The sequence below is a fragment of the Halomonas meridiana genome (assembly GCF_009846525.1).
Lineage (GTDB): Bacteria > Pseudomonadota > Gammaproteobacteria > Pseudomonadales > Halomonadaceae > Vreelandella.
In genome coordinates this window covers 3314059-3340235 of record NZ_CP024621.1, presented here as the reverse complement: position 1 = coordinate 3340235, position 26177 = coordinate 3314059, and the positions used below count along the sequence as shown (strand labels likewise).

General features: G+C 57.5%; 21 protein-coding genes and 1 pseudogene. 20 read left to right on the top strand and 2 right to left on the bottom strand.

The features are described 5' to 3' along the window. Positions 1–321: 321 nt before the first annotated feature. The 7 genes and pseudogenes from CTT34_RS15865 to CTT34_RS15835 all read left to right on the top strand — a co-directional run bounded on the left by CTT34_RS15865 (position 322) and on the right by CTT34_RS15835 (position 10289). Positions 322–831 (top strand): restriction endonuclease subunit S, encoded by a 510-nt coding sequence (locus CTT34_RS15865; RefSeq protein WP_217352971.1) that lies wholly within the window; start codon positions 322–324, stop codon positions 829–831. Continuing rightward, a complete protein-coding gene (locus tag CTT34_RS15860; protein WP_159343283.1) occupies positions 828–2345 on the top strand; it encodes a type I restriction-modification system subunit M in 1518 nt (505 codons plus the stop codon). Before CTT34_RS15865 ends, CTT34_RS15860 begins: the two co-directional genes overlap by 4 nt. Continuing rightward, positions 2338–3375 carry a virulence RhuM family protein gene (locus CTT34_RS15855; protein WP_159343282.1) on the top strand — a complete coding sequence of 346 codons (1038 nt, stop codon included), beginning with the start codon at positions 2338–2340 and terminating at the stop codon, positions 3373–3375. The genes CTT34_RS15860 and CTT34_RS15855 overlap by 8 nt, the downstream gene beginning before the upstream one ends. Then, on the top strand, positions 3368–4558 hold the full coding sequence (locus CTT34_RS15850; protein ID WP_217352970.1) for a restriction endonuclease subunit S: 1191 nt from the start codon (positions 3368–3370) through the stop codon (positions 4556–4558). The genes CTT34_RS15855 and CTT34_RS15850 overlap by 8 nt, the downstream gene beginning before the upstream one ends. Before the next feature lies 1 nt (position 4559). Beyond that, positions 4560–6266 carry a TIGR04141 family sporadically distributed protein gene (locus CTT34_RS15845; protein WP_159343280.1) on the top strand — a complete coding sequence of 569 codons (1707 nt, stop codon included), beginning with the start codon at positions 4560–4562 and terminating at the stop codon, positions 6264–6266. Next, on the top strand, positions 6263–9577 hold the full coding sequence (locus tag CTT34_RS15840; RefSeq protein ID WP_174788531.1) for a type I restriction endonuclease subunit R: 3315 nt from the start codon (positions 6263–6265) through the stop codon (positions 9575–9577). The genes CTT34_RS15845 and CTT34_RS15840 overlap by 4 nt, the downstream gene beginning before the upstream one ends. Continuing rightward, positions 9574–10289: pseudogene (locus tag CTT34_RS15835) on the top strand (M48 family metallopeptidase). Before CTT34_RS15840 ends, CTT34_RS15835 begins: the two are co-directional and overlap by 4 nt. A gap of 109 nt (positions 10290–10398) precedes the next feature. Here the strand turns inward: CTT34_RS15835 and CTT34_RS15830 are convergent. After that, complete coding sequence (locus CTT34_RS15830; protein ID WP_159343279.1) at positions 10399–11829, bottom strand: sigma-54 interaction domain-containing protein; 1431 nt, start codon at positions 11827–11829, stop codon at positions 10399–10401. Between the two features lie 253 nt (positions 11830–12082). Here CTT34_RS15830 and speB point away from each other — a divergent pair, with 253 nt between their 5' ends. The 4 genes from speB to CTT34_RS15810 all read left to right on the top strand — a co-directional run bounded on the left by speB (position 12083) and on the right by CTT34_RS15810 (position 17645). Further along, positions 12083–13033 carry an agmatinase gene (gene speB / locus CTT34_RS15825; protein WP_159343278.1) on the top strand — a complete coding sequence of 317 codons (951 nt, stop codon included), beginning with the start codon at positions 12083–12085 and terminating at the stop codon, positions 13031–13033. A gap of 135 nt (positions 13034–13168) precedes the next feature. Continuing rightward, positions 13169–14551 carry a YjiH family protein gene (locus CTT34_RS15820; protein WP_159343277.1) on the top strand — a complete coding sequence of 461 codons (1383 nt, stop codon included), beginning with the start codon at positions 13169–13171 and terminating at the stop codon, positions 14549–14551. 10 nt (positions 14552–14561) lie between these two features. Continuing rightward, positions 14562–16190 carry a 5-guanidino-2-oxopentanoate decarboxylase gene (locus tag CTT34_RS15815; RefSeq protein ID WP_217352968.1) on the top strand — a complete coding sequence of 543 codons (1629 nt, stop codon included), beginning with the start codon at positions 14562–14564 and terminating at the stop codon, positions 16188–16190. A 9-nt stretch (positions 16191–16199) separates the two neighbouring features. Next, the gene (locus tag CTT34_RS15810) at positions 16200–17645 is read left to right on the top strand and encodes an aldehyde dehydrogenase family protein (protein WP_159343276.1); all 1446 of its coding nucleotides are present in this window, start codon (positions 16200–16202) and stop codon (positions 17643–17645) included. A 67-nt stretch (positions 17646–17712) separates the two neighbouring features. Here CTT34_RS15810 and CTT34_RS15805 read toward each other — a convergent pair whose 3' ends face one another. Then, the gene (locus tag CTT34_RS15805; protein WP_159343275.1) at positions 17713–18654 is read right to left on the bottom strand and encodes a DHH family phosphoesterase; all 942 of its coding nucleotides are present in this window, start codon (positions 18652–18654) and stop codon (positions 17713–17715) included. Positions 18655–19086: 432 nt separating this feature from the next. Here CTT34_RS15805 and CTT34_RS15800 point away from each other — a divergent pair, with 432 nt between their 5' ends. The 9 genes from CTT34_RS15800 (at position 19087) to CTT34_RS15760 (ending at position 26172) form a co-directional block, all read left to right on the top strand. Further along, a complete protein-coding gene (locus CTT34_RS15800; protein ID WP_054641241.1) occupies positions 19087–19383 on the top strand; it encodes a hypothetical protein in 297 nt (98 codons plus the stop codon). 191 nt (positions 19384–19574) lie between these two features. After that, entirely contained in the window at positions 19575–20681 is a 1107-nt protein-coding gene (locus tag CTT34_RS15795; RefSeq protein ID WP_254436404.1) for a heparan-alpha-glucosaminide N-acetyltransferase domain-containing protein, read from the top strand. Between the two features lie 29 nt (positions 20682–20710). Continuing rightward, positions 20711–21829 carry a serine hydrolase gene (locus tag CTT34_RS15790; protein WP_390620239.1) on the top strand — a complete coding sequence of 373 codons (1119 nt, stop codon included), beginning with the start codon at positions 20711–20713 and terminating at the stop codon, positions 21827–21829. 56 nt (positions 21830–21885) lie between these two features. Then, positions 21886–22164, top strand: coding sequence for a peptidylprolyl isomerase (locus tag CTT34_RS15785; RefSeq protein ID WP_016915098.1), 279 nt, complete (start codon positions 21886–21888; stop codon positions 22162–22164). A 90-nt stretch (positions 22165–22254) separates the two neighbouring features. Further along, complete coding sequence (locus CTT34_RS15780; RefSeq protein ID WP_159343274.1) at positions 22255–23190, top strand: ABC transporter ATP-binding protein; 936 nt, start codon at positions 22255–22257, stop codon at positions 23188–23190. Next, on the top strand, positions 23187–23948 hold the full coding sequence (locus tag CTT34_RS15775) for an ABC transporter permease (protein ID WP_159343273.1): 762 nt from the start codon (positions 23187–23189) through the stop codon (positions 23946–23948). Before CTT34_RS15780 ends, CTT34_RS15775 begins: the two co-directional genes overlap by 4 nt. Positions 23949–23994: 46 nt before the next feature. Further along, complete coding sequence (locus tag CTT34_RS15770) at positions 23995–25008, top strand: nucleoid-associated protein (protein ID WP_159343272.1); 1014 nt, start codon at positions 23995–23997, stop codon at positions 25006–25008. Positions 25009–25081: 73 nt separating this feature from the next. After that, positions 25082–25582: a tellurite resistance TerB family protein gene (locus tag CTT34_RS15765; protein ID WP_159343271.1), complete on the top strand. Its 501-nt coding sequence runs from the start codon at positions 25082–25084 to the stop codon at positions 25580–25582. Continuing rightward, positions 25579–26172 (top strand): exopolysaccharide biosynthesis protein, encoded by a 594-nt coding sequence (locus CTT34_RS15760; RefSeq protein WP_159343270.1) that lies wholly within the window; start codon positions 25579–25581, stop codon positions 26170–26172. Before CTT34_RS15765 ends, CTT34_RS15760 begins: the two co-directional genes overlap by 4 nt. The last annotated feature ends 5 nt before the right edge of the window (positions 26173–26177 follow it).

Here is a 26177-nt window from a genome sequence, read left to right as displayed (position 1 = left end):
AGTACCCTTCAGCCGTGCTGATATCTCTCATGAGCGTCGGTCTAGTGTTTCTAAGAACACTTGGTGAAGAAAGGAATAACCAGTTGAAAAAACGATGCAACGCGCAGCTCGAGGTAGGCTGTTCTTGCCCTGAATTTCTATATAAATCTCTGTAGGTCAAAAACTGCGTAAAATTTTGATTGCTTGCTTTGAAATTGATGGGGTATATTGCTGTATAAGATCTACAGAGAAAAATATATGATGCTCGCTGAGATTTGCAGTATTCATTCAGGATATACAGCGCGCAGCAGTCTCGAACCCGCCGCACATGGAGGGGTTCCAGTGCTTCAATTGCGCAATATCGCTACGGACGCTATGCCGCCTGCGCCTCGGCTTGAGCGTTACATGCTAGAAGGTCTTGCTGCTCGCTATTTCGTGACCGGCGGTGAGGTCGTGTTTCGCTCTCGGGGAGAGCCGAGCACTGCCGTCGCCATTGACGATGGTCTGACGGAGCCCGTACTGGTCGTCAATCCTCTTTTCATCCTGTGCCCCGATACGAGCTACCTGCTGCCGTCCTACCTGGCCTGGGCCATCAATCAACCTGACGCCCAGCGTCGGCTTGGTGCCGAAGCCCAGGGCACGAGCCTGCGAATGATTCCGATGAAAGTGCTGGAACGGCTCGAGATCGCCGTCCCCGACCTTGCCACACAGCAGCGCATCGTCGAACTGAATGCCCTAGCGCGGCAGGAAGTGCATCTGTTGCGGGAACTCGCCACACACCGGGAACGACTATCGAGCCTCATTCTCGGCGAAGCCGCGATGGCCGCCGATCACAAGGAAATGGCCCCATGACCGATCAAATGACGCAGCAGCAGATCAACCAGACCGCCTGGGCCGCCTGCGACACCTTCCGCGGTGCCGTAGATGCGGGCCAGTACAAGGATTACATTCTGGTTATGCTATTTCTGAAGTACATCTCGGATCTTTGGAATGATCACGTTAAAATCTACCGCAAACAGTTCGGCGGTGACGAAGCACGCATTCGCCGCCGTCTGGAGCGCGAACGTTTCGTCTTACCCGAAGGCGCAAGCTTCTACGATCTGCATGCACAGCGCAGCGCGCCCAATATCGGCGAGCTGATCAATATCGCACTCGAACAGATAGAAGACGCGAATCGTACCAAGCTGGAGGGGGTCTTTCGCAATATCGACTTCAATTCAGAAGCCAACCTTGGCCGCCCCAAGGACCGCAACCGCCGACTCAAGAATCTGCTCGAGGATTTCGCCAAACCCGCACTCGACCTGCGCCCCTCTCGGGTGACCGAGGACATCATCGGTGAGTGCTACATCTATCTCATCTCGCGCTTCGCCTCGGACGCCGGCAAGAAGGCCGGCGAGTTCTACACGCCCACGGCGGTCTCGCGCCTGCTGGCCAAACTGGCCGCGCCCGCGCCGGGCAGCACCATCTGCGACCCCGCCTGCGGCTCCGGCTCGCTGCTGATCCAGGCTTCCCAGGAGGTCGGCTCCGAAAACTTCGCCCTCTACGGTCAGGAGGTCAACGGCGCCACCTGGGCACTGGCACGCATGAACATGTTCCTGCACGCCAAGGATGCCGCGCGCATCGAGTGGTGCGACACCCTCAACAGCCCGGCGCTGGTGGAGAGCGATCACCTCATGCGCTTCGACGTGGTGCTCGCCAACCCGCCGTTCTCGCTGGATAAATGGGGCGCGGAGAACGCCGGTGCCGATCCGTTCGCGCGTTTCTGGCGCGGCGTGCCGCCCAAATCGAAGGGCGATTACGCCTTCATCACCCACATGATCGAGATTGCCAAGCGCCAATCCGGCCGCGTCGCGGTCATCGTGCCCCACGGGGTGCTGTTCCGCGCCGGTGCCGAGGGTCGCATCCGCCAGCAGTTGATCGAAGAGAATCTGCTCGATACGGTCGTCGGCTTGCCTGCCAACCTGTTCACCACCACGGGGATTCCGGTCGCCATCCTGATCTTCGACCGCTCGCGGGAGGAAGGGGGCGCCAACGAATCACGCCGCGACGTGCTGTTCATCGACGCCAGCAAGGCATTCACGCCGAGCAAGACTCAGAACGTGATGGATGACACCCATATCGGCAAGGTGCTGGAGACCTATCGCACCCGCGCCGAGATCGAGCGCTACTCCCATCGCGCCAGCCCCGAGGAGCTGTTGGAAAACGGCTACAACCTCAACATTCCCCGTTACGTGGATACCTTCGAGCCGGAAGAAGAGATCGACGTGGCCGCCGTTCAGCGCGACATCGTACGGATAGAAGGTGAGCTGGCCGAGGTTCGAAAGAAGATGGCCGGCTATTTGAAGGAGCTCGGTGTCGATGTCTGAAGGCGAAATCATCCTCTATACCACCGAGGACGGCCAGGCCGAGATTCAACTGCGCGCCGTGGAGGGCACCGTATGGCTGACCCAGGGCCAGATGGCGGAGCTGTTTGCTTCCAGCCCGCAGGGCATCACCCAGCTCGTGCGGGCGATCTACGACGATGAAGAGCTGACCGAGGCGACAACCTGTAAGGAATTCTTACAAGTTCGCAGCGAGGGTGGGCGCCAGGTGCGCCGCTCGCTCAAGCACTACAACCTCGAGCTGATTCTGGCGGTCGGCTACCGCGTGCGCAGCCCTCGCGGGGTGCAGTTCCGCCGCTGGGCCTCAGCGGTCTTGAAGGCGTATCTCGTCAAGGGCTTCGTCATGCACGACGAACGCCTGAAGGATCCCGCCTGGGACTACTTCGACGAGCTGCTCGAACGCATCCGCGATATCCGCGCCTCGGAAGCACGCTTCTATCAGAAAGTGCGCGATATCCTGGTGCTCAGCGAGGATTATGACCCCAGCTCGCCGGCCGTCCCCACCTTCTACGCCACGATCCAGAACAAGATGCTCAACGCCGTGACCAGCCATACCGCCGGCGAGCTGATTCGCGCCCGCGCCAATCCCGATCAGCCCAATATGGGCCTGACGACCTGGAAGAACGCCGACAAGGGGCGCCCACCGCGCAAGGCCGATGTGGGAACGGCCAAGAACTATCTGGCCGAGGCCGAGATCAAGGAGCTCAACCTGATCGTCGAGACTTTCCTCAACACCGCCGAACTGCGCGCGACGCGACGGCAGACCATGCGGCTGGCAGAGTGGGAGCGCGTGCTCGACACCTTCCTGACCGCCAACGAACTGCCAAAGCTGGAGGGCGCGGGCTCAATCTCAGCGGAAGCCGCCAAGCGTATCGCCCACGAGCGCTACGAGGCGTTCGATGCCAAGCGCAAGGCCGCCCAGCAGCAGGCGGCGGATGAAGCAGGTGACATTGAGGAGCTGAAGCGTATTGCCGACGTTGCGAAGTTAGGGAAGAGAGGGCGTGGGAGTGAGTAAGCAAACTTCTCAAATAGCAACTGTGCCACTTGGCAGCTTGGCAAATATCAGTGCAGGTGGAACACCGAATCGGAAGAAGCCAAATTATTGGCAGAAAGGCGGTATCCCATGGGTGACGACCTCTGAAGTAGACTATTCGGTTATCACAAGCACCAAGGAGCAGATTTCAGAAGAAGGGCTGAAAAACTCAGCGGCCAAGATTTTCCCAAAGGGAACGCTGCTTATAGCTCTTTACGGTCAAGGAAAAACTCGAGGACAAGTTGGCATTTTGGGATTAGACGCAGCTACAAATCAAGCCTGTGCTGCCATAACTCCAACAGCCGATTACGATAAAAAATTCCTTTTCTATGTTCTTCAGAGCGACTATCCACGTATTCGTGCACTCTCGAACTCTGGGGGACAAGAAAATCTAAGCGGCGAGCTGATCCGAGAAATTCGTATTCCAGCCATTCGGCTTATCGAGCAACGCAAGATCGCTCATATCTTGCAGGTTTGGGATGAAGCGCTCGAAAAGCTCGCTGTGCTTAGAGCGGCGAAGGAACAGCGCTTGGGTAGTCTAAGGGCGACCCTCCTTTTCGGAAACCTCTGCACAAATGGCCCGCGACGCCAGTGGACGCCGACGCGCCTTGCGACCGTTACCCATGAGTTGACCGGACGAAATGGAGCCAATGGACTCGGCCGCGACTATGTCATGGGAGTAACCAAGGCCCAGGGGGTCGTGCCGATGCGGGAACAGACCATCGCTGGTGATATCAGCCGCTATAAGCGCCTGCCGCCTCGCGCCTTCGCCTACAACCCCATGCGCATCAATGTCGGCTCCATCGCAATGAATCAACGCGATGAAGAGGTACTGGTCAGCCCCGACTACGTTGTCTTTGCCTGCAACGCCGACGGGCTCGATCCCGGTTACCTCGATCATCTGCGAAAAACGTCGTGGTGGGCGCATTACATCAATAGCGGTGGCTCGGGCAGTGTTCGCCAACGCACCTACTACGCCGATCTGGCCGCGCTGAAGCTACCACTGCCCGAACTCGACGAGCAGAAGGCGATTACAGAGGTGCTGGACACCGCAAGAGGTGATCTGGAAGCGACCGAACGCGAGATCAAGGCTGTTACACGGCAGAAGCGCGGGTTGATGCAGAAGCTGCTAACTGGCGAATGGCGAGTCGAAATGGAGGAATAAGATGACTGTGCGCACCCTCAACATACGTCTTTTACGTGAAGGCCGAGACATAGAAAGGGCCTTCACTGACACCTTCGCCCCAAACGCGGGTCGCGCTCTTCAGCGAGGGCCATGGGAGTTGATTGAGGGAGCGACAGTATTTGTCGGACAAATATATTCGAACCCTCCTAAATGGCGCTCCTTCATCGAAGAAGGATCTAATGAAATACCTGACGAAATATTTACAGGTGGCGCAGGTGCTGTGATTTTCGTCCCTATCGGGGCAAGATTCGCTGCCATCTGCTTCGGACATATTCATATCGCCCTCAACGACGATGCGTTTGAGCGACAGTTTGGATTGAAGGTCACGCTGAACTCTGTTCCGGGGAGCAATATACGTTCACTGGATTTGGCAACACCAGATGCGGTTACATTCCAAAAAAGAGTTCAGGCTAGCCGTGATAGCGATGTCAATGCCTTCGGCGTTGATCGATTGCGTGATGTCGCGAGGGTCGCAGGTGGTACGCCTAAAGATCCAAGTTTTGCACGCTTTGTTGCAGGTAAGGATTCTTTATCTATCACTTGTGAGCTAGATATTAATGATGTCCAGAAAAAATGTAATGAGATCTTTAAGGTTTACGAAAAAACAGACTATAAAACTGATTTTAAATGGGTTGATAACCTGCGACCCGTGATCGAAAAGGATCTCATCGAACAGCTGGACGAAAAGTTATTTGTAGATCTGGGTGAGTTGCGAAAGGGTAATCCGGTGGATCTTCACATGTCGCCACCGGAAGTGGCCAACTATATCGAAGGGAGTGAGCTTCACTACAATGGCTTTGGAAGTCATGGGGCCACATTTCACAGCTTGGCAATAACTGACTATATAAGTGAGCTGAATCGATGCAAATTCACCGGCGACATTAAAGAGATAAAGGAAAAACATCGAATTTCCGCGAAGCCGTCTGACAAAGATCAGTTCTCGGAAAAATGGAAAGTTTACGATTGCTTTATTCACGAGGCGTCTTTGACCTCGAAAACGGACACGCTTTATTTTATCCTTTTTGCTGGCAACTGGTTTCAGGTCGAAGCATTATTCAAGGATAGTGTGAACAAATTTTTTGATGAGATCGACACAGTCAATATTATTGGAAAGACCGCTGCACATAATGAGCAAGAACTCATCGCGAATCTGGTTGCGACTAGGGCAGCAGATCTTCTCAAGCTCGATAGGGAAAAAATCAACCCCGCCGGTGTGCGAAATGCAAACCTCGAGCCAGCGGACTTTTTGTCAGATAAAAAACACTTCATTCACTTGAAAGACGGCCACTCTTCCGGCCCCATAAGCCACCTTTGGTCACAGGGTGTTGTCAGTGCAGAGGCTTTCGTAGGCGATAAAGAGTTTAGGAAAAAACTGCGTTCAATTGTTAAGTCTGAGAAGAAAGGTTTTGAAGTCCATTTGCCAAAATCAACCGAACGTGTTGTTCGCGAAAAATACACTATTGTTTACGGAATTATGCGCCAACCCTACGCCGACGGGACTTTGGGATTGCCATTTTTTAGTAAGGTAAGTTTGCAAGTTTCAGTTGAACGCCTCCGAAAATTGGGATTCGACGTTGCGATAGAACTGATCGAAAAGCCGGCGTCTTCGGCAGGGGTAAGAAGAGGACGTACCTCTTCGGTTGCAACGTCCGAAGAAGCAGGCGGCAAAGCTCTGGCAAAATCATGATGAACAAAGTTTTTAACGCCGCTGAAAAACACCAGTCCCAGATTCCCGCGCTACAGCTGCTGGTGGCGCTGGGCTTCACTCCGCTGTCGCAGGCGGAGGCGCTGCGCCTGCGCGGTGGGCGGCTTAAGAACGTGGTGCTGGACGATATCCTGATCGAGCAGTCGATGCGCCTCAACCGCTTCACCCATCGCGGGCGAGAGTACCCCTTCGACCTGCAGGATGCCCATGAGGCGCTGCGTCGGCTAAAGCCCACGCCTGACCGGCTGAAGGGGCTGCGCGTTACCAATCAGGAGATCTACGACACCCTGGTGCTCGGCACCACGATCACCAAATCCATCGATGGCGACTCCAAGAGCCACTCGTTTCGCTATATCGACTGGGAGACGCCCGAGAACAACGTTTTCCACGTCACCGCCGAATTCGCGGTCGAGCGGACGGCGTCTCGCCAGACCCGACGCTGCGATATCGTCGCGTTCGTCAACGGCATTCCATTCGTGGTGATCGAGAACAAGCGGCCCACTGAACACCTGAAGAAGGCCGATAGTCAGCTGATCGGCTATCAGCGCGAAGACGGTATTCCCCAGCTATTCCACTTTGCGCAGCTACTGATGACCATGAACCGGGTGGAGGCGCGCTATGCCACCGTCGGTGCCAAAGCGAAGTTCTGGCATGGCTGGCGGGAAGAGGACGACGCGGAGGATGCCCTCTCCGTCATGGCGCGCGCACTCCCTGCCACGGCAGCACCGGCCCCGGAGCAGATGGCCGAACTCGCCAGCGAGGACGAAGCCGAGCGACTGTTGGCGGCGGCCAACCAGCCGCTGAGCATCGCGGAAGCGCAGGCGATCTATACCGGCCGCCTGGCGGATGCCCGCGACCATTTCCTGGCGCTGCGGGAAGAGGGCGAGCGCGCCGTGACCGAGCAGGATCGAACGCTCTACGCGCTGTGCCGGCCGTCACGGCTGCTCGATCTGGTCCGTCGCTTCACCGTGTTCGATGGCGGTGTGCGCAAGATCGCGCGTCATCAGCAGTTCTTCGGCATCCGGCGGGCGATCGAGACCATCAGCCAACACGATACTCGCGGCGCGCGCAAGGGCGGCGTCATTTGGCACACCCAGGGCTCGGGCAAGTCGCTGACCATGGTGATGCTGGGTCGTGCCCTGGCGCTGGAAAGCGGCATCGAGAACCCGCGCATCATCATCGTCACCGACCGTGACGACCTCGACCGGCAGATCAAGGGGACGTTCAAGTCCTGCGATCTGGAACCGGTAAGGGCGACAACCGGTGCGCATCTGCTCGAACTCGTGCGCGACAAGACGCCACTGATCACCACGATCATCAACAAGTTCGATACCGCGCTGAAGCAAAACCAGCCGCCGGATGACGATCCCAACGTCTTCGTGCTGGTCGATGAAAGCCACCGCACACAGACCGGCCGCTACGGCGGACATAGCCAGTTTGCCGCCAAGATGCGCCGGCTGCTGCCCCGCGCCTGCTATCTCGGCTTCACCGGTACGCCGCTGCTGAAGAAAGAGAAGAACACGCTACAGACCTTCGGCCGGTTGATCCACCGCTATGGCATCGACGAAGCGGTGGCCGACGAATCCGTGGTGCCGCTGCTCTACGAGGGCAGGCTGGTCGAGCAGCAGGTCTCGGGGCAGGTGATCGACCGCTGGTTCGACAAGATCAGCGTTGGTTTGAGCGAGGATCAGCGCCGCGATCTGAAGCGCAAGTTCTCGCGCATGGATGCACTGAACAAGACCGAGCAAGCAATCCGCGCCAAGGCGTTCGACATCTCCGAGCACTATCGCCAGCACTGGCAGGGGACCGGCTTCAAGGCACAGCTCGTCGCGCCCTCCAAGGCCGCCGCTGTCCGCTTCAAAGCGGTACTCGACGAGATCGGTCATGTCTCGAGCGCCATCGTCATCTCGCCACCGGACGACAACGAGGGACACGAAGAGGTCGACCAGGACGCCCGAGATCTCGTGCGCGACTTCTGGGCGAAGATGATGGCGCAGTACAAAACCGAGGAGGCCTACAATCGCGAGATCGTCGAGGCCTTCAAAGGCTCGGGCGATCCGGAAATCCTAATCGTGGTCTCCAAGCTGCTCACCGGCTTCGATGCACCGCGTAATACCGTGCTCTATGTTTGTAAGTCGCTCAAGGAACACAATCTTTTGCAGGCCATCGCGCGCGTGAACCGACTCTTCGAGGAGGGGGATACGGAGAAGCGGTTCGGCTTCGTCATCGACTACGAAGGCCTGCTCGGCGAGCTCGACAGCGCGCTGACCACCTACAACGCCTTCGAGGGCTACGAAGCGGCGGACCTCACCGGGACGGTGCACGATGTTCGCGAGGAGATCCGCAAGCTGCCTCAGCGTCACGATCAGCTGTGGGATCTGTTCAAGCCGGTGCGCAACAAGCGCGACATGGAGCAGTTCGAGCGACATCTCGCCGACGAAGCGCGCCGCCAGGACTTCTATGCGCGCCTGAGCGCCTTCAGCCGTTGCCTGCATATCGCGCTGTCGTCGGACAAGCTGCTCGACGTCTTCGACCAGAATAAAGTGGACGCCCTAAAGCGCGACTGGCAGCAGTTCTCGGAACTCAAGCGCTCGGTCCAGATCCGCTATCAGGAAACGGTCGATATCCGCGAGTTCGAGCCCAAGATCCAGAAGCTGCTCGACGATCATGTCGTGGCGATGCCCGCCGAGACGATCATCGATGTGGTCAACATCAACGATCCCGATGCGCTGAAGGCGGTGGTCGAGGAGAGCGGGGTCTCGAACGCCTCGAAGGCCGACCGCATCTCCAGTGCCACGCGGCGGGCGATCACCGAGAACATGGATGAGGACCCGACCTTTTACAAACGTTTCTCGGAGCTGCTCGAAGAGACGATTCGCGCCTACCGCGAGCAGCGGCTCTCCGAACGTGAATACCTGCAGAGCGTGGTAAAGCTGGCGAGCCAGATAGCTCGCAAGGAGCGCGGCCATCACGTGCCCGAACGCCTCAAAGGCAACGAGGATGGGCAGGCGTTCTTCGGTATTCTCGACGGCCAACTCCAGACCCAGGACGAGGCGACGGTGGCGGGCGACGAAGCGGCCGTCATCTCCTTGGACATCATCGAGATCATCAAGTCACATCTGATCGTCGATCTGTGGTCGAACGAGGTGGCGCAGAACGATCTACGCAACGCCATCGACGATTACTTCTTCGATGTCATCCGCGACCAGAAGGGTGTCGATCTGCCGGTCGAGGTGCTGGACGATCTGGAGCAGAAGATCATGAATCTCGCCCGCGCCAGGTTCAACGCATGACTCGGGAACGTCACTGCCTGCGCTATGGCGCCCAGGAGATTCACTACGAGGTCAAACGCCGCCCCAGAAAGACGCTCGAAATCGCCGTCGAGCCGGACGCCTCGGTGATGATCGCAGCCCCCTTGGAAACGCCGTTGGCGGCCATCGAGGCCAGGCTGCGCAAGCGCGCTGCTTGGGTGGTGCGGCAGCAGCGCTATTTCTCACAGTTCCTGCCGCGGACACCCGAGCGGCAGTATCTCGCCGGTGAGACGCACCTCTACCTCGGACGGCAGTATCGCCTGAAAGTGATCCCGCATACGCACAAGCGTGTGAAGCTGATCCGGGGCTTCATTGTCGTGCAGACCCCTCGCCCCACAGCCCTGAGACGACGCGCGAACTGGTCGAAGCCTGGTATCGAGAGCGGGCGCACCTCAAGTTCCCGGAGCGGCTCGAACACTGTCTGGCCCGCTTCGCGTTGCCGCAGTCATTTCGCCCGATCGGGATCATCGTGCGTCGGATTCAGCAGCGTTGGGGGTCCATGTCTCCCGCCGGCCGCCTACTGCTCAATCGCCGTCTCGTTCAAGCGCCGGTGGACGCCATCGATTATGTGATCACCCATGAGCTTTGCCACCGCGTCGAACCCCACCACGGCCCGGCATTTTTCGAGCTGCTAGAGCAGGTGATGCCGGACTGGGAACGGCGCAAGCAGCGGCTGGAACGGGTCATGGCTTGAGGATGATTAACTGATCCTGGGAAGCTTTCAGAGCTCCTGCCTTCTCGGTCAGGCTTGGGCGAGTCGATGGCCTGACAGTCTCTGCGTGTAATTATGCCTACCGCGTGTGTTATCTGGGCTGGCGCTGGGGAGCGTTAAGACTGTACTGCTGCAGCCTGCGCACCACACTGGATTGGCTGATGCCCAGCCGTTCAGCGATGGCGTAGGTGCTGGGTAGCGTATGGCATAACTCTTCAAGCGTTTCACGCTCCAGCCGCGCTAGGTACTGCTTGAGGGTTTCCTGGGGGTCGAGTGCTACTGCCGACGTTGCTGGCGAGGCGCTCGGCAAGTTAGCCGGTGGCTGCTCGGCGTGAGGGAGTGCGGCGGGCTCCTCGATTTGATCCGTTGGGCTTGAAAGCCAGGCTCTTTCCAGCCAGTTTTCCAGCTCCCTAACATTACCCGGCCAGTCGCTGCCCATGAGTGTCGACCAGACTTGATTACCGAGAATTTTCTGCCTCCCGTAGCGCTGGTTCAGCCGTTGTAAGCACGCTTCCACTAAGTCGGGAATATCCTCACGTCGTTCGCGCAAAGGTGGCAGGGTGACGGGAATGACGTTGAGGCGGTAATAAAGATCCAGGCGGAAAAGCCCCGCTTCTACCTGCTTGCCCAAATCCTGATTGGTTGCCACTACCAAGCGAAAATCGACCCGACGGGAGCGCGTATCACCTAGGCGGGTCAAGCTGCCATCCTGAATGACTTTAAGCAGCTTGGTTTGCATCAGCAGCGGCAGCTCGCCGATTTCGTCCAGAAACAGCGTGCCGCCTTCGGCCTGTTCTAACAGCCCCGCTTTGCCTTGTCGGGCTGCACCGCTGAAGGCGCCGGGCTGATAGCCAAACATTTCGGACTCAAACAGATTTTCCGGGATTGCCGCGCAGTTCACTTCAATAAAGGGGCCGTCGCAGCGCTGGCTCCAGCGGTGAAGCTGCTTGGCAAACGCGGTCTTACCCACGCCGGATTCGCCGAGCATCAGGACGTTGGCATCCGACGGCGCGACACGCTTGAGCAGCAGGGCAATTTCGCGCATCACATGGCTTCTGACCTGTAAGTTATCTAACGCGTCATCCAGCGCCTGCTCTTCGGCATCGGGCGCAGCTTGGCTGCGTTTTAAGTGCTCGCTAAAGCGTTTTTGCAGCAGGGCATACTCATCTTGCAGCAGCTGCAAATCGGTTAAATCCCGTGGGCGGCTGATAATGCGCTCTAGCGTACCGTTAACGAACACCGGGTAGGCTTCTGCGATAACGCGGCGGCCCGTGCCGGTGATTTGCATCAACTGGGCAGGCTGGCGGGTGCGCATCACTTCCATGGTAATGGAAGGTTTCAAAACACCGGCCGCCTGCAATTGCTGAACACTGCTTGAAAGAAGCTCTTCTCGCGATACGCCGTACACCGCCTCAGCACCGGGGCTGATATCCAAGATCTGCCCATCGCCACTGACAATGAAGAAGTGGTCATTGGCGGTTTCCACAATGGTTTGCAGTACACGCCTGTCGATTTCGCTCATACGTCCTCCTTATCTATCGCAGCCGCTTTTATATCGTTGGATGAACGGAGTGATGCAAATGTGACTCGTTGATTCACTATTGCATCATTTCATTGGTTGATTGATTCATTTTTGCATCGATAAGCCGGTAAACCTACCTATTTATCAGCGCGGGTGACTTGGCATGGTCTGTGCAGTACCTGTGTATGAGCTAGATAAATCGCTAAAGCGCCAGGCCCGTCAGGCTGGCCACAATAAATCCAAGGAGAGAATGATGTCGGACTTTAATCAGCCGCTGGGCGGCAACACCATGCCGCGCTTTGCGGGGCCTGCCACCATGATGCGCCTGCCCACGCAAGAGAGTGCCGAAGGGCTGGATGCGGCTTTTATCGGTATACCCATGGATATCGGTACGTCGAATCGCCCGGGTACGCGCCTAGGGCCACGGCAGATTCGCGATGAGTCGCGCATGTTGCGCCCTTACAACATGGCGACAGGCGCCGCGCCGTTCGAGCGCCTTCAGGTAGCCGATATCGGCGATGTGCCCATCAACACCTTTCACCTGCCGAAAAGCGTCGACATCATCACCGCCTTCTATGACGACGTGCTCAAGCACGACTGCATTCCGTTAACCCTGGGCGGCGAGCATACGCTGACGCTACCCATTCTGCGTGCCATGGCGAAAAAACACGGCCCGGTGGGGTTGATTCATATCGATGCCCACGCGGATGTGAACGAGCACATGTTTGGCGAACCCATTGCGCACGGCACGCCGTTCCGCCGTGCCCAGGAGGAAGGGTTACTCGCCCATAACAAGGTCGTGCAAATTGGCCTGCGCGGGACCGGTTATGCCCCTGAAGATTTCGACTGGTGCCGCGAGCAGGGTTTCCGTGTGGTGCAGGCTGAGGAGTGCTGGCACCGCTCGCTGGCGCCATTGATGGCGGAAGTGCGCGAACAAATGGGCGATATCCCCGTGTATATCAGCTTTGATATCGATGGCTTAGACCCCTCCGTTGCCCCCGGTACCGGCACCGTGGAAATGGGCGGCCTAACCTCTGCCCAAGGCTTGGAAATTGTGCGGGGCACCGCTGGCTTGAACATCGTCGGTGGTGACTTAGTAGAGGTATCACCGCCTTATGACCCCAGCGGTAATACGGCCCTGATGGGTGCCACGCTGCTGTATGAAATGCTCTGCGTACTGCCGGGCGTTAAGCGTAACGCCTAAACCTAGCATGCACGTGTTCGTGAAAAAGCGCTGACCTAACAAGGCGCAGATGACAAAACATAAGAAGGGAAGCCGCGCTTCCCTTCAGGACGCCGCCAGCCCACCTCCAATAATCACATCCAACAGGTGAACCGTATGTCTTATTCTCAAGCGAAGTCGGAAGAACCCACTTCGTCCTCATTGATCCCCCGAGCACATCTTCTAAAGTTTTTGCTGCCTTCGCTGATGGGCGTACTGCTTTTTCTGGTGCCGTTTCAAGTCGGTGATTCGATCAATATCGGCATGGGGTTAATGGCCGATGGCCTGCAGTCGCTTTTGGGCGCTGCACTGCCCGCGATTGCACTATGTGTGCTGTGTCTATCCGTCATCGTGACGCTCTATGTGAAGGTCGCAAAGCCTGGCTGGGCACAGCAAGGCCACTTTAAAGATATGTTCGACGTAGGGGCTATTTGGGTAGCGCTGCGGATACTCGGTGCGATCTTCGTCATCATGACGTTTTTCCAGTTCGGCCCCGAAGTTGTCACAGCGTCTTACACGGGCGGAGTGATGCTTAATGATCTGGCACCCGTGCTACTGACGTTCTTTTTCTTTGCCGCGCTGCTACTGCCTTTTCTGGTCGAGTTCGGCTTTATGGAGTTTATTGGCACCATGGTGCGTAAGCCGTTCCGGGTCATCTTTAACCTGCCGGGGCGCAGCACGATTGATGCCACTGCGTCATGGATGGGCTCCGGTACGGTAGGCGTTTTGATTACCGCACAGCAGTACGAGCAGGGCTACTATAACGGCCGCGAGGCTTCGGTGATCGCGACCAACTTCTCCGTTGCTTCCATCGCTTTCAGCTTGCTGGTAACAAACTTTGTCGAGATCAACCACCTCTTCGTACAGTTTTATTTCACGGTAGTGGTTTCTGGGTTGATGGCAGCTGTCATCGTCTCGCGGATTCCGCCGCTGTCGCGTAAATCTGATGACTATTACGAGCCGGTCGGCTGCCAGTTAAGCGAAGAGCGCACCGAAAACGTGGGCCTGTTCCGCTACAGCCTGCTGCAGGCAACCCGCCGCGCGGCGGGCGCACCAGGGCCAAAAGAGCTGGCCCGGTTGGCGCTGCTTAACGTTATCGATATCTTCCTGACGCTGCTGCCTCTGGTGTTTGCGATTGGCACCGTAGCGCTGATTTTGGCCGAGTTCACGCCGCTGTTTACCTGGCTCTCCTACCCCATGGTGCCAGTGCTGGAGCTGCTGCGTATTCCCGAAGCCCAGGCGGCCGCCCCTGCCACACTCGTCGGCTTTGCCGACATGTTCTTGCCAGCGGTGCTGGCCACCAACATTGAAAGCGAGCTGACCCGCTTTGTGATTGCCTGCCTTTCCATGACGCAGCTGGTCTATATGTCGGAGATTGGCGCGCTGCTGCTCAAGTCGAAGATTCCCATCAAGTTCTGGGAGCTGGCCGTGGTATTCCTGCTGCGTACCGCGATTACGCTGCCGATCATCGCCTTTATGGCCCACACGTTTTTCTTCTAAGGGGCCTGGTATGAACGAGTCAACAACAATGACCTGCGCCGACCTGTTGATCCACCTGCTGCGCGATACTTACGGCGTGCGCGCGCTGTTCGGCATTCCCGGTGTGCACACGGTGGAGCTGTACCGTGGCCTGGAAGGCAGTGAGGTAGCGCATATCACTCCGCGCCATGAGCAGGGAGCGGGGTTTATGGCCGATGGCTATGCCCGTGCCAGCGGTCAGCCAGGTGTGTGTTTAATTATCACCGGGCCGGGGATGACCAATATTGCCACCGCCATGGGCCAAGCCCTGGCGGACTCCATCCCCATGCTGGTGATCTCCAGCGTTAATCGCCGCGATACCTTGGGCTTAGGCCAGGGGCGATTGCACGAACTGCCCAGCCAGCAACAGATGATTAGCGGCGTGGCGCGCTTTAGCCACACGTTGCTGGATGCCAGCACGCTACCCGAGGTGTTGGCCCGTGCCTTTGCCGTTTTCAACGGCGCGCGCCCAGGCCCGGTGCATATTGAAATCCCCATTGATCTGTTTAATGCGCCCGTCAGCGTGCCGACTAGCTGGCAAGCGCCCACGCTATACCGCGCGGCTCCCGACCCGGAAGGGCTGGCCGAGGCGGCTCGGCTACTTAAGGCGGCGAAGCTGCCTCTGGTACTGTTGGGCGGTGGCTGTGTCTCAGCGCCTGATGCCGCACGAGCACTGGTAGAGCAGTTGGATGCTCCCACGGTGACAACCATCAACGCCAAGGGGCTGCTGGGTCGTGATCACCCGCTGGACCTAGGAGCCAATGCTGCTCTGCCCGCCGTGAGGGAGCTAGCCGCTAAGGCGGATGTGATTCTGGCAGTAGGAACCGAGTTGGGCGAAACCGACTATGACGTCGTTTTTGACGACGGTTTTCACCTCAACGGCGCGCTGATTCGTATCGACGTTGATCCCGAGCAGCTGGTGCGCAATCAGCGCACCACGCTTGGTTTGGTGGGCGATGCCGGGCGCAGTTTGGAGCTTCTGCTAACGCATTTTTCTGAGCCGCTGAAGCATCAGGGCGGCGAGCGGACTGCCACTGCTCTGAACGCTTTAGATTTGGCCAACGATCCCGCGTTTAGCGATTTCGTTCCGCTCTATAAAACGCTGGCCGACCACTTACCTGACGCCATTCTAGTGGGCGACTCCACCGCCCCGGTGTACGCCGGAAACCACCTCGTCAGCCAGCCTGCGCCTCGCCGCTATTTCAATGCATCCACCGGTTACGGCACCCTAGGCTATGGGCTGCCTGCGGCATTAGGGGCGCAGCTAGCCCGGCCAGATCTACCCGTAGTAGCGCTGGTGGGAGACGGCGGGGTGATGTTTACGCTCTCGGAACTCGCCACCGCCGTGGAAGCCCGCCTGCCCGTGGTCATCGTGCTATGGCACAACGCCGGTTATGAAGAGATCCGCCGCTATATGGATGCCAACGGTGTGGCGCGATTGGGGGTCGATATTCAAGCACCCAACTTCCTGACTCTGGCTGAAGGCTTTGGCTGCCCCGGCATGCTGGTAGAGAGCCCCGCTGAGCTTTCCCAGGCACTCGCCAACCGCGTTCCCACCGGGCCGCTGCTGATCGAAATTGACGCCGCTGCTTGGCAGCGCGCGTGCTCACTTTCTGACTAGGGTATTCCCATGCAGACACTCAATCATCAGTTCATCAACAACCAGTGGGTTGCATCGAAGGGCACCCGGTTGCTCGATGTGATGAATCCTTATCGCGAAGAGCGTATTGCTCAGGTCACCGCAGGGGATGCGGCAGATGTGGATGCTGCCGTTAAAGCTGCCCAGCAGGCTCAACCTGAATGGCAGGCGTTGGGTGGGGCCGCACGTGCCAACTACCTCGATGGGTTTGCTGATGCGCTGGAGTCTCGTCGAGAGGCATTGATCACACTGTCGGCCACCAATAACGGTAAGCCACTGGTGGAAGCAGGTATTGACCTAGACGATGCAATTGCATGCTACCGCTACTACGCCCAGCAGGCCAAAGCGCTGGATGCCCGGCAAGGGGAGCGGGTCAGTGTCGACATGGAAGGCGTTGAAGCGCGGACGTATCATGACCCGGTTGGGGTAGTGGGGCTGATTGCGCCATGGAACTTCCCTTTAGTGACCAGTGCTTGGAAGCTGGCACCTGCCCTAGCGGCGGGCTGCACTGCGGTACTTAAACCTTCAGAAGTGACGCCGCTGCCTGAACAAGTGCTGGCAGAGATCGCGCTGGAAATCGGCTTGCCTGCAGGCGTGCTAAATCTGCTCAATGGTGACGGCGAGGGCATCGGTGCGCCGCTGACTAACCACCCTGGCGTGGATAAAATCTCCTTCACCGGCAGTAACCGCGTTGGCGAAGCGGTGATGCAGGCTGCCAGCGCTCGCACTGCGAGTGTGTCGCTGGAGCTGGGCGGTAAATCACCCATTTTAGTGATGGAAGACGCGGACCCCGCCCAAGCCGCTGATTGGGTAATGGCGGGTATTTACTTCAACGCCGGTCAGATCTGCTCTGCCACCTCGCGTCTGTTGGTTCACGAAGACGTCGCCGAAGCACTCTACGCTGCGCTTGCCGAACGCATGGATGCGCTGACGCTAGGCGACCCGCTAGCCGAAGGCACCGATTTAGGGCCACTGACCAGCGTTAAGCAGCGCGATGCAGTACAGCGCTACATGGATATTGCCGATCAGGAGGGGCTCACGGTGGTACGCGATGCACAACACTGCACTCTGCCCGCTCAAGGCTACTTCCTAGCACCCACGCTGTACCGTGATGTGCCGGTAGAGAGCCGTCTGTGGAAAGAAGAGATCTTCGGCCCCGTGCTCTGTGGTCGTAGCGTGGCAAGCGAAGCCGAAGCGATTCAGCTTGCCAATGACAGTGACTTTGGCCTCGCCGCCACGGTGATCAGCGGCGACCCGGAGCGGGCCAAGCGCATTGGCCGTCAGTTGAAGGCAGGCAGCATTTGGTACAACAGCGAGCAGCTCGTGCTACCCGAAACTGCCTGGGGTGGCTTCAAGCGCAGCGGTATCGGGCGTGAGTTAGGCCCTTGGGGGCTGAGTGCGTACTTGGAAGTGAAGCATGTGGTTGGCGCTGAGTAGCCTGCGTTAACTAAGTAGAGTGGCCGCCAGTAGCGGCCACTCTACTTATGACAGATAAGTACCCGTTTTACCCATCCGCATTAATCTTCTCAACAATCTCCGCCAACGCGCTCTCCGCCTGATCATTATCAACTTGGCAGGTGCCCGCATTTAGGTGGCCGCCGCCACCGTAGCTTAAGCACAGCTCGCCTACGTTGGTGTTGCTGGAGCGGTTGAGGATCGATTTACCAATCGCCAGCACGGTGTTCTGCTGCTTGAGCCCCCACATCACGTGAATCGAGATGTTGCAGTCGGGGTACATGGCGTAGATCACGAAGCGGTTGGTGGCGTAGATGGTCTCTTCGTTGCGTAGATCCAGTACCACCGCATTGCCATGCACGGTTGCGCAGCGCTCAATTTGCTCCTTTGCTAACTGCTCATGCTCACGGTAAAGCGTGGTGCGCTCATGCACATCGTCAAGGGCGAGGATTTCGTCGATGGTGTGCTCGCGGCAGTAATCGATTAGCTTCATCATCAACTGATAGTTGGAGATGCGGAAGTCGCGGAAGCGGCCCAGGCCCGTGCGGGCGTCCATGATGAAGTTGAGCAGTACCCAGCCCTGCGGGTTGAGAATTTCATCTTTGTTGAACTGGGCAGAGTCGCCCTTATCGACGGCTTCCATCATATCGTCCCAGCGTGCGGGGAAGGCCTCGTGGCCGCCGTAGTACTCCCATACCACGCGGGCAGCGGAAGGGGCGTCTGCATTAATGATGTGGTTGTCGGCACGCTCGACGTTACGCACGGTCTCGCTGAGATGGTGGTCGAACGCTAGGTGGCAGCCGGGCACATAGGGCAGGTTGGTAGTGATGTCGTTGGCATCAATAGCAATCTTGCCATCCTGCATGTCCTTCGGGTGAACGAAGGTGATGTCGTCAATAAGGCCTAAGTGCTTGAGCAGGGCACCGCATACCAAACCATCAAAATCGCTGCGGGTAACTAAACGAAACGTGGATGCTTGTTGGGTAGACATTTATTTTCTCGATACGGTGAACGGTGACCAAAAGATACCAGCAGTTATGTTGGGTTAAAATAAGCCTTTCTAGCCTTGCAACCTTTCTCACCAACGCTTTCGCCCTATGTACCTATTTATTATGCCAAGTTAGCCGCGGTGCGGGGTGGCATGAATCGCTGGGGCTCATGTGCCAAACGTAAACAAGATTTTGCTAATTAAAAATCGCGACTCACCGTGTTTTTGTTAATAGATTTTTTATTAAGTAATTGAAAAATGGTGTTTATATTTATTTTTGGCATGCCCTGGTATGGCGTCTGCAGCAGTTGGGTAAGAGCGAAAGGTTAGGATGACTCGCCGCTCTTATCGATCGTGAATCTATCGTGAAGACATAACGTTGTTGAATGTTTAACGCTGAATTGAACGAAAGAGTTGCCATTAGGAGGCACGACCATGAAAAAGGAAGCTCTCAAGAAGTTAGGTATCCTGGGTGTATCATTTGGTCTGGTAGCGAGCCCGCTCGCGTTTGCAATGGAAGAGCCCGAAGAGCAGCCCGCAACGCCGCAAGAAGAGACCATGCAGGATGATCAAGGCACCTACAACTCCTACGACACCGAGCAGGAGCAGGGGTCGACTACTGAAGGCGTGACCACCGAGTACGAAGAGGAAGAGCAAGAATTTACTTACGAAGAGGAGGAGGAAGAGCAGGAGCAGTGGGAAACGGAAAAGGATGACACATCCGGCCAGTAAACCCATTTTAGCGAAAGGAAGTCCTTCCCCTCACGCTCACGGATGAGCAGCACAGTGCCCCGCCCATTGCGGGGCACTGTTGTGTTGGATGAGTGGCAACGTTTAATAAAGCGCAATAGCACACTAGGGGAATAGGCTATGGTAAAAGCAATGTTTCACTAACACGAACACCCTACAAGGACGTTGCTAACGTGTTTACCTGGCAAGAAGTGCCACGCCTGCCTCGTGCGGAAGGGCGTATAGATGCGATGGATCTCGCCCGTGGTATAGCGATTGGGCTGATGATTCTCAGCCATACGGTGAGTGGGCTGATTGGAATACGCAACGTCCCCGATTGGGGCATGGTGCCCGTCCATTTTCTCACTAAGTTCTCTTCTTCCCTGTTCATTCTGGTCTTCGGGATTGCGCTAGCCGTGGCCTTTTTAGCGTCTACCCAAACAGAGGCGTGGCCAAAACGGCGGCTAAAACTATGGGTGCGCGCGGTTGAAGTGTGGTTTTGGTACAAGGCGTTGACAGTCGTCGAGATGCTGCCGTATTACGCCCCAGGCGATATTGTTGATGCGCTGCTTTATCAGCGCTTTGCGATTTGGGTAGAAATCCTCGGTTTTTATGCCATTGCCCTGCTGTGGGTACCATTGGTACTTCCATTATGGGCACGTACACCGCTGTGGGGGCGGTGTGCGCTTATTATTGGCTTAACCGCGCTCTCCGCTTGGCTGCAGGGGCTGAGCTTTGGCGGTAACGACACCTTAAAAGCGCTGTTGGTAGACCATGAAAACCATTACACCTGGGGCCAGCTTAGCCGCGCTCCGTTGATCTTGGCGGGCCTGCTGATCGGTGAAGCCTTGCTGCGCTGCTATTTTGATACGGCGCTAAGGCGAAAACTGGTGCTGGCGCTGGTGGGCGTGGGGGCTGTCATGGTCGCCACGTTCTATGGCTTGGCCTTTGCAGAAGGCGATGTTTCCGCTGCAATGCTGGCGGTGGCGAATAACGATGGCAAGCACCCGCCTGGGCTCAAATTCACGCTGTACAGTGTGGGCGGTGCGCTGGTTATTTTAGGCGCTGCACTCGCTGGTGGAGCTACGGCAGCCAAGGCGCTACGGCCATTAACCATGGTGGGTAGCGACGCGCTCAACGCGTTTATTTTCCACATTGTGATGATTTTTCTAGTGCTGCGTTTTCTGCTGGAAGGCGAAGGCATGTACACCTATCCACAGGCGCTTGGCGTGGGTGGGCTGTTAATTCTTGGGGCCGCGCTGTGGATTTGGCTAACGCGCTGGATCGCCCGTTACAAATAACCCGCCACCAGCAGCGGTAGGAGGTAAAGTTGCGACATCTTCAACGCTGGCTAGCTGCCGCGCTGCTGTGCGCTTTATTGCCAGCCAGCACCGCCATTTTGGCAAGTACGAACTGGTACTACGAGGTCGATAAACAGAGCCCTTGGCAAGGCGATTTAGATGCGCGAATAAGCGCCATTGAAGAGGTGTTTGGCGGCGCGCTAGGTGTTTACGTTCAGAACCTCGCAACAGGCGAGGCGTACTCCTGGCAGGCAGACGACCCCTGGTATTTGGCATCGCTGATTAAAGTGCCCGTAGCGGCTCAGGTGCTGGCTGAACGCCAGGCGGGCACGCTCTCTCTGGATGATCGTCTTACATTGGCACTTAGCGACTTTGTCGATGGCGCCGGGCCGGTCAACTGGCACGACCCCGGTACACCGATCTCGATTCGTTATTTGCTTGAGCAGATGCTCACCGTCAGCGATAACACCGCCACGGATATGCTGATAGACCGTGTGGGCTTGGACGCCGTGAATGCCCGCGCCCGCCGCATGGTCGCCGCCAGCAACGGCCAGCCGGCGCACCTTGGCCCCATCAGCAAGCTGGTGGAAGTGCGCCAAGGCGTATATGGCCAGTTACACCCCGAGGCTCGCCAGCTGGGCGGGTTAGATTTTATCGCCCTGCGCCAACACCGTGTGAATCAGCGCCCGGTTGCCTTAGCGCAAGCGTTGGATGTGGGTGAAGGGAGCTTTGAGCAGCCCGACTATGACCACGCCTTCGATGCCTACGAAGCCACCGGTGAAAACGTTGGCACGCTACGCGCCTATGGCGACCTGCTGGCCAGCCTGCATCACGGTGGTATGGAGGATGCGAATGCCGAACAGCGCCAAACGCTGCTGGCGATCATGCAGCGGACCCAGTCCGGCGAGCGGCGCTTGAAACAAGGCATGGGCAGCGAGTTCACTTTTGCGCACAAAACAGGCACGCAGCACCGGCGAAGCTGCGATGCCGGTATTGCATCGCGTGCCTCTCAAGCAGGTGACGCCGCCAATGGCCCCTGGGTCATCGTGGCCTGTGCTCGCGGTCCGCTCTCGGTGCAGGCCCATGAGCGTGCCCTGGCGAGTGTGGGCGAAGCGCTGCGTTATAGCGGTGCCTTGGGTCACGACTAGCAGCGAGCGTGATAAACTGGCCTACCGCATTGGGTTTTTTTATTGAGGAGTTCGTTATGGCACGTGCCAGCGCCCGTCATATTTTGGTAAGCAGTGAAGAGCAGTGCAACGCACTGAAACAAGAGATCGAAAACGGCCGCGATTTCGCGGACGTAGCCAAGCAGCACTCCAGCTGCCCTTCTGGCCGCCAGGGCGGCGACCTGGGCAGCTTTGGCCCTGGCCAAATGGTGCCGGAATTCGACAAAGTCGTCTTCAGCGGTGAGCTCAACAAGGTTCACGGGCCGGTACAGACTCAGTTTGGCTATCACTTGCTCGAAATCACCAGCCGCACTTAATACCTTTTAAAGGCCGTCATGCACCGCGGCAGCCATGTCGCGGTGCCATTGGCATCGCGCTGCGCTGGCCCGCGATGTAAGGAGCACGCCTTGAACGACCCCATCATTACCATCGATGGCCTGAATAAAATCTACGAAGGTGGCTTTCAGGCGCTCACCCGCGTGGATTTAACCATCCAGCGCGGCGAAATTTTTGCACTGCTCGGCCCGAACGGGGCGGGCAAAACCACGCTGATTAGCTTGGTATGTGGCCTGGTTAATCCCAGCGAAGGCCATGTTATCGTCGACGGCTTCGACAGCGTGCGCGATTACCGCCAAGCCCGCGAGCGGATTGGTCTTGTGCCGCAAGAACTCACCAATGAAGCGTTCGAAACGGTCTGGAACACGGTGAGCTTCAGCCGTGGCCTGTTTGGTAAATCCCCCAATCCCGCCCATATCGAAAAAGTGCTCAAGTCGCTCTCGCTGTGGGATAAACGCTACAACCGCCTGATGACCCTCTCCGGCGGTATGAAGCGGCGGGTGCTGATTGCCAAGGCGCTCTCCCACGAGCCACGCATTCTGTTTTTGGATGAGCCGACCGCCGGGGTGGATGTTGAGCTGCGGCGGGATATGTGGAACGTGGTACGCGGGCTTCGGGACGATGGGGTGACGATCATTCTCACCACCCACTACATTGAAGAAGCCGAAGAGATGGCCGACCGCATAGGCGTCATCAATCGCGGCGAGATCGTGCTGGTGGAAGAGAAAGCCGCGCTAATGAAAAAGCTGGGCAGCAAGCAGCTCACCCTGCAGCTACACAGCCCGCTGGCAGAATTGCCGCCTGCGCTGGCGCAAGAGGAGCTAAGCTTAACCGCCGACGGCTTCGAACTGGTTTACACCTACGATGGCCGTCAGGAAGAGGAGGGGCGAGGGATCTCTACCCTGTTAACGCAGCTAGAGCAGGCGGGGATCAGCTTTAAAGATCTACACACCCGGCAGAGCTCGCTGGAAGATATCTTCGTGGACCTGGTGAAGGAGCGCTCATGAACCTCTATCCCGTTCGTGCGATTTACATGGCGGAAATGGCCCGCACTCGCCGCACGCTGCTACAGAGCGTTGTCTCACCGGTGATCTCTACCTCGCTCTACTTTGTGGTGTTTGGCGCGGCGATTGGCTCGCGGATCACGGAAATTGGCGGGGTGAGCTACGGTGCGTTTATCGTTCCTGGTTTGATTATGCTGATGCTGCTGACCCAGAGCGTCTCGAACGCCTCGTTTGGCATCTTTTTTCCCAAGTTCTCCGGCAGCATCTATGAGATTTTGTCGGCGCCGATCTCCTATTTAGAGATTGTCGTGGGCTACGTAGGGGCGGCGGCCTCGAAATCGATACTGCTGGGGCTGATCATTCTCGGTACGTCCAGCTTCTTTGTGCCGCTTGAGATCGCCCACCCGTTCTGGATGCTGACGTTTTTGGTACTGACTGCCGTCACCTTCAGCCTGCTGGGCTTTATCATCGGCATCTGGGCGGATGGCTTCGACAAGCTGCAGCTTGTACCGCTGCTGGTGATTACCCCGCTCACGTTCCTGGGCGGCAGCTTCTACTCTATCGATATGCTGCCTCCGTTTTGGCAGAGCGTGACCCTGGCGAATCCGGTGGTGTACCTCGTCAGCGGTTTCCGCTGGAGCTTCTACGGCATTAGCGATGTCAGCTTAGGGGCTAGCGTGGCGATGATTTTGCTGTTTTTGGCGGCAAGCCTTGCCACCATTGCCTGGGTTTTCCGCACCGGTTACCGCTTAAAGCCCTGATGCTGAAGTGACCTCTTCGACGTTTTTATAAAGGTAATGCCTGTTTATGCCGCTACTGCAAAGTACTGTCTACCGCCTTGAGCCATCCCTCGACGGCGAGCGCTTAAGTGTGACGGCCCCGCCTGCCGAGGCCGCTGCCGCCAGCGACGACACGGTGATGGCCAGCCTAGTGAATGCGCTAAACGATACCTACAACACCAAAGCGAAGGGCTGGGGGCGCTTTGCCGAGCAGGACGAGCAGGCCGGGCCGCTGGTGGCGTGGCTCACGGCGTATCAAGCCGACGAGCAAACTTTTGCCCAACTGGCGAACGCGATGGCCGAGCGACTGGCCCAAACGCTGCAGGGGCAGCTCTCCGTTGGCGGTTACTTGGTCATTGCCCATCTACAACAGGGCGATACGGAAACGCTGCTGATGGCCCTCATTCACCAGCGGGAAGGTATCGGCTTTAACGACGCGCACCAAGCGGTACCTGCCGCCCAACTGAACACGAGCCAACTCACCCTGGCAGCCCGCATCAACCTGACCCAGTGGCAGAGCGGTGCGGAAAGCACGCAGTACGTCTCGTTTCTAAAAGACCGTGGCGGTAAAAAGCTCGCCGATGGCGTAGCGGCGCTGCTGGGCATGGAGGAGGGCATTGATGCGCCCGCCGAAACCCGCACGCTGCTGAAAGCCTTTAGCGACTACGTCGAAAAAGAGGACCTGGACGACGACGCCAGCCGGGAAAAAACCGATACTCTGGTTGATTACGCCAACGAGCAGCTGCGCCGTGGCGAACCCATGACGCTGGAGGAGCTCTCCGGGCTCGTGGATGAGAAGCAGCCCAAGGCGTTTTATGACCATATTCGCAACGCCGACTACGGCCTCTCGCCGGAAATTCCGCCGGATAAGCGTACTATCAGCCAGTTTCGCCGCTTCACCGGGCGCTCTGGCGGCGTCTCGATCAGCTTTGATTCACACCTACTGGGTTCCAGCATTGAGTATGACGAAACCCAGGATCGGTTGATCATCAAGCAAGTGCCCAAACAGCTCAAAGAGCAGCTTGCCAAGCGGAAAGAGTAAACGGTGAGGCCTAAGGCGGCACTCTTAAGGTGTCGTGTAGTCCTAGGTTAGCCACTGAGATGAGGAGACCGCCGTGCTGGATGCCATTCACTCTTTCTTCCAACAAGTGCTTTCCGCGCCTGAACAACGTGATAACCAAACGCTCACCCTAGAGCTGGCGTCGGCAGCGCTGCTGTGTGAAGTGATGCGCGCCGATTACGACAACAGTGATGAAGAGCGCGCGGCGCTGAGGCACATGCTGATGGCGCGCTATCGGCTCAACGAGCAGGATGTCAGCGAGTTAATGGCGCTGGCAGAGGCGGAGGTCGATGACGCGGTGGATCACTATCAGTTCGTCAGCCTGATCAAACAGCACTACGGCTACGAGCAGCGCTTGGAGCTGGTCAGTTTAATGTGGCAGCTGGCCTGGGCCGACGGCTCGCTCGACCCTCTTGAAGAGCATCGGATTCGTCGGCTGGCTGATCTGCTGCATATCAGCCATAGCGACTTTATTCGCAGCAAGCTTAACCAGTCACCGGAAGAACCCTCTTTCCATCACGATACCCACGGCAAAGGAGCGCCGAAACGCCCATGAGTAACACGCAGGATGCGACGAACTTAACCGAGCTGATCCACACCATGGAGCAGATGGAGCGGGAAAAAGAGCAGGTCAGCGTGGACGACGTGGTGCATGCGGTGGGGCGGCGCTCGTTTGGGCCGCTGCTGCTGTTGGCAGGCTTGATTACGCTGGCGCCGATTATTGGCGATATTCCCGGTATGCCAACGCTGATGGCTGCTCTGGTGCTACTGACGACAGTGCAGCTCTTGATTGGCCGAGAAACGTTCTGGCTGCCTGGCTGGTTGCTGAACCGCTCCCTCTCCCGGCATAAGTTCGATAAAGCGCTACGCTACATGAAAAAGCCCGCTAAGTGGGTAGATAGCTTGTTGGGTGTGCGCTTGGCTTGGATGACCGGCTACATCGGCATCCGTGTCACCGCCTTCATTTGTCTGCTGGTCGCCTTGGCCATGCCGCCCATGGAGTTCATTCCATTCAGTGCTAATGGTGCTGGGCTTGCGCTCACGCTGTTTGGATTGGGGCTGGTGGCTAGAGATGGCCTCATGCTAGCACTAGGGTTCTTGCTGACCGGCGTGACCTTCACGGTAGTAGTGATGAACCTCGTCTAATGCTT

Bases quoted from the DNA above. Each gene is read 5' to 3' on its own strand.
- CTT34_RS15800 (WP_054641241.1), top strand. From the start codon at position 19,087: ATGAAAAAGGAAGCTCTCAAGAAGTTAGGTATCCTGGGTGTATCATTT.
- CTT34_RS15845 (WP_159343280.1), top strand. From the start codon at position 4,560: ATGACTGTGCGCACCCTCAACATACGTCTTTTACGTGAAGGCCGAGAC.
- CTT34_RS15775 (WP_159343273.1), top strand. From the start codon at position 23,187: ATGAACCTCTATCCCGTTCGTGCGATTTACATGGCGGAAATGGCCCGC.
- CTT34_RS15810 (WP_159343276.1), top strand. From the start codon at position 16,200: ATGCAGACACTCAATCATCAGTTCATCAACAACCAGTGGGTTGCATCG.
- CTT34_RS15840 (WP_174788531.1), top strand. From the start codon at position 6,263: ATGATGAACAAAGTTTTTAACGCCGCTGAAAAACACCAGTCCCAGATT.
- CTT34_RS15855 (WP_159343282.1), top strand. From the start codon at position 2,338: ATGTCTGAAGGCGAAATCATCCTCTATACCACCGAGGACGGCCAGGCC.
- CTT34_RS15785 (WP_016915098.1), top strand. From the start codon at position 21,886: ATGGCACGTGCCAGCGCCCGTCATATTTTGGTAAGCAGTGAAGAGCAG.
- CTT34_RS15760 (WP_159343270.1), top strand. From the start codon at position 25,579: ATGAGTAACACGCAGGATGCGACGAACTTAACCGAGCTGATCCACACC.
- CTT34_RS15820 (WP_159343277.1), top strand. From the start codon at position 13,169: ATGTCTTATTCTCAAGCGAAGTCGGAAGAACCCACTTCGTCCTCATTG.
- CTT34_RS15770 (WP_159343272.1), top strand. From the start codon at position 23,995: ATGCCGCTACTGCAAAGTACTGTCTACCGCCTTGAGCCATCCCTCGAC.
- speB (WP_159343278.1), top strand. From the start codon at position 12,083: ATGTCGGACTTTAATCAGCCGCTGGGCGGCAACACCATGCCGCGCTTT.
- CTT34_RS15805 (WP_159343275.1), bottom strand. From the start codon at position 18,654: ATGTCTACCCAACAAGCATCCACGTTTCGTTTAGTTACCCGCAGCGAT.
- CTT34_RS15815 (WP_217352968.1), top strand. From the start codon at position 14,562: ATGAACGAGTCAACAACAATGACCTGCGCCGACCTGTTGATCCACCTG.
- CTT34_RS15860 (WP_159343283.1), top strand. From the start codon at position 828: ATGACCGATCAAATGACGCAGCAGCAGATCAACCAGACCGCCTGGGCC.
- CTT34_RS15830 (WP_159343279.1), bottom strand. From the start codon at position 11,829: ATGAGCGAAATCGACAGGCGTGTACTGCAAACCATTGTGGAAACCGCC.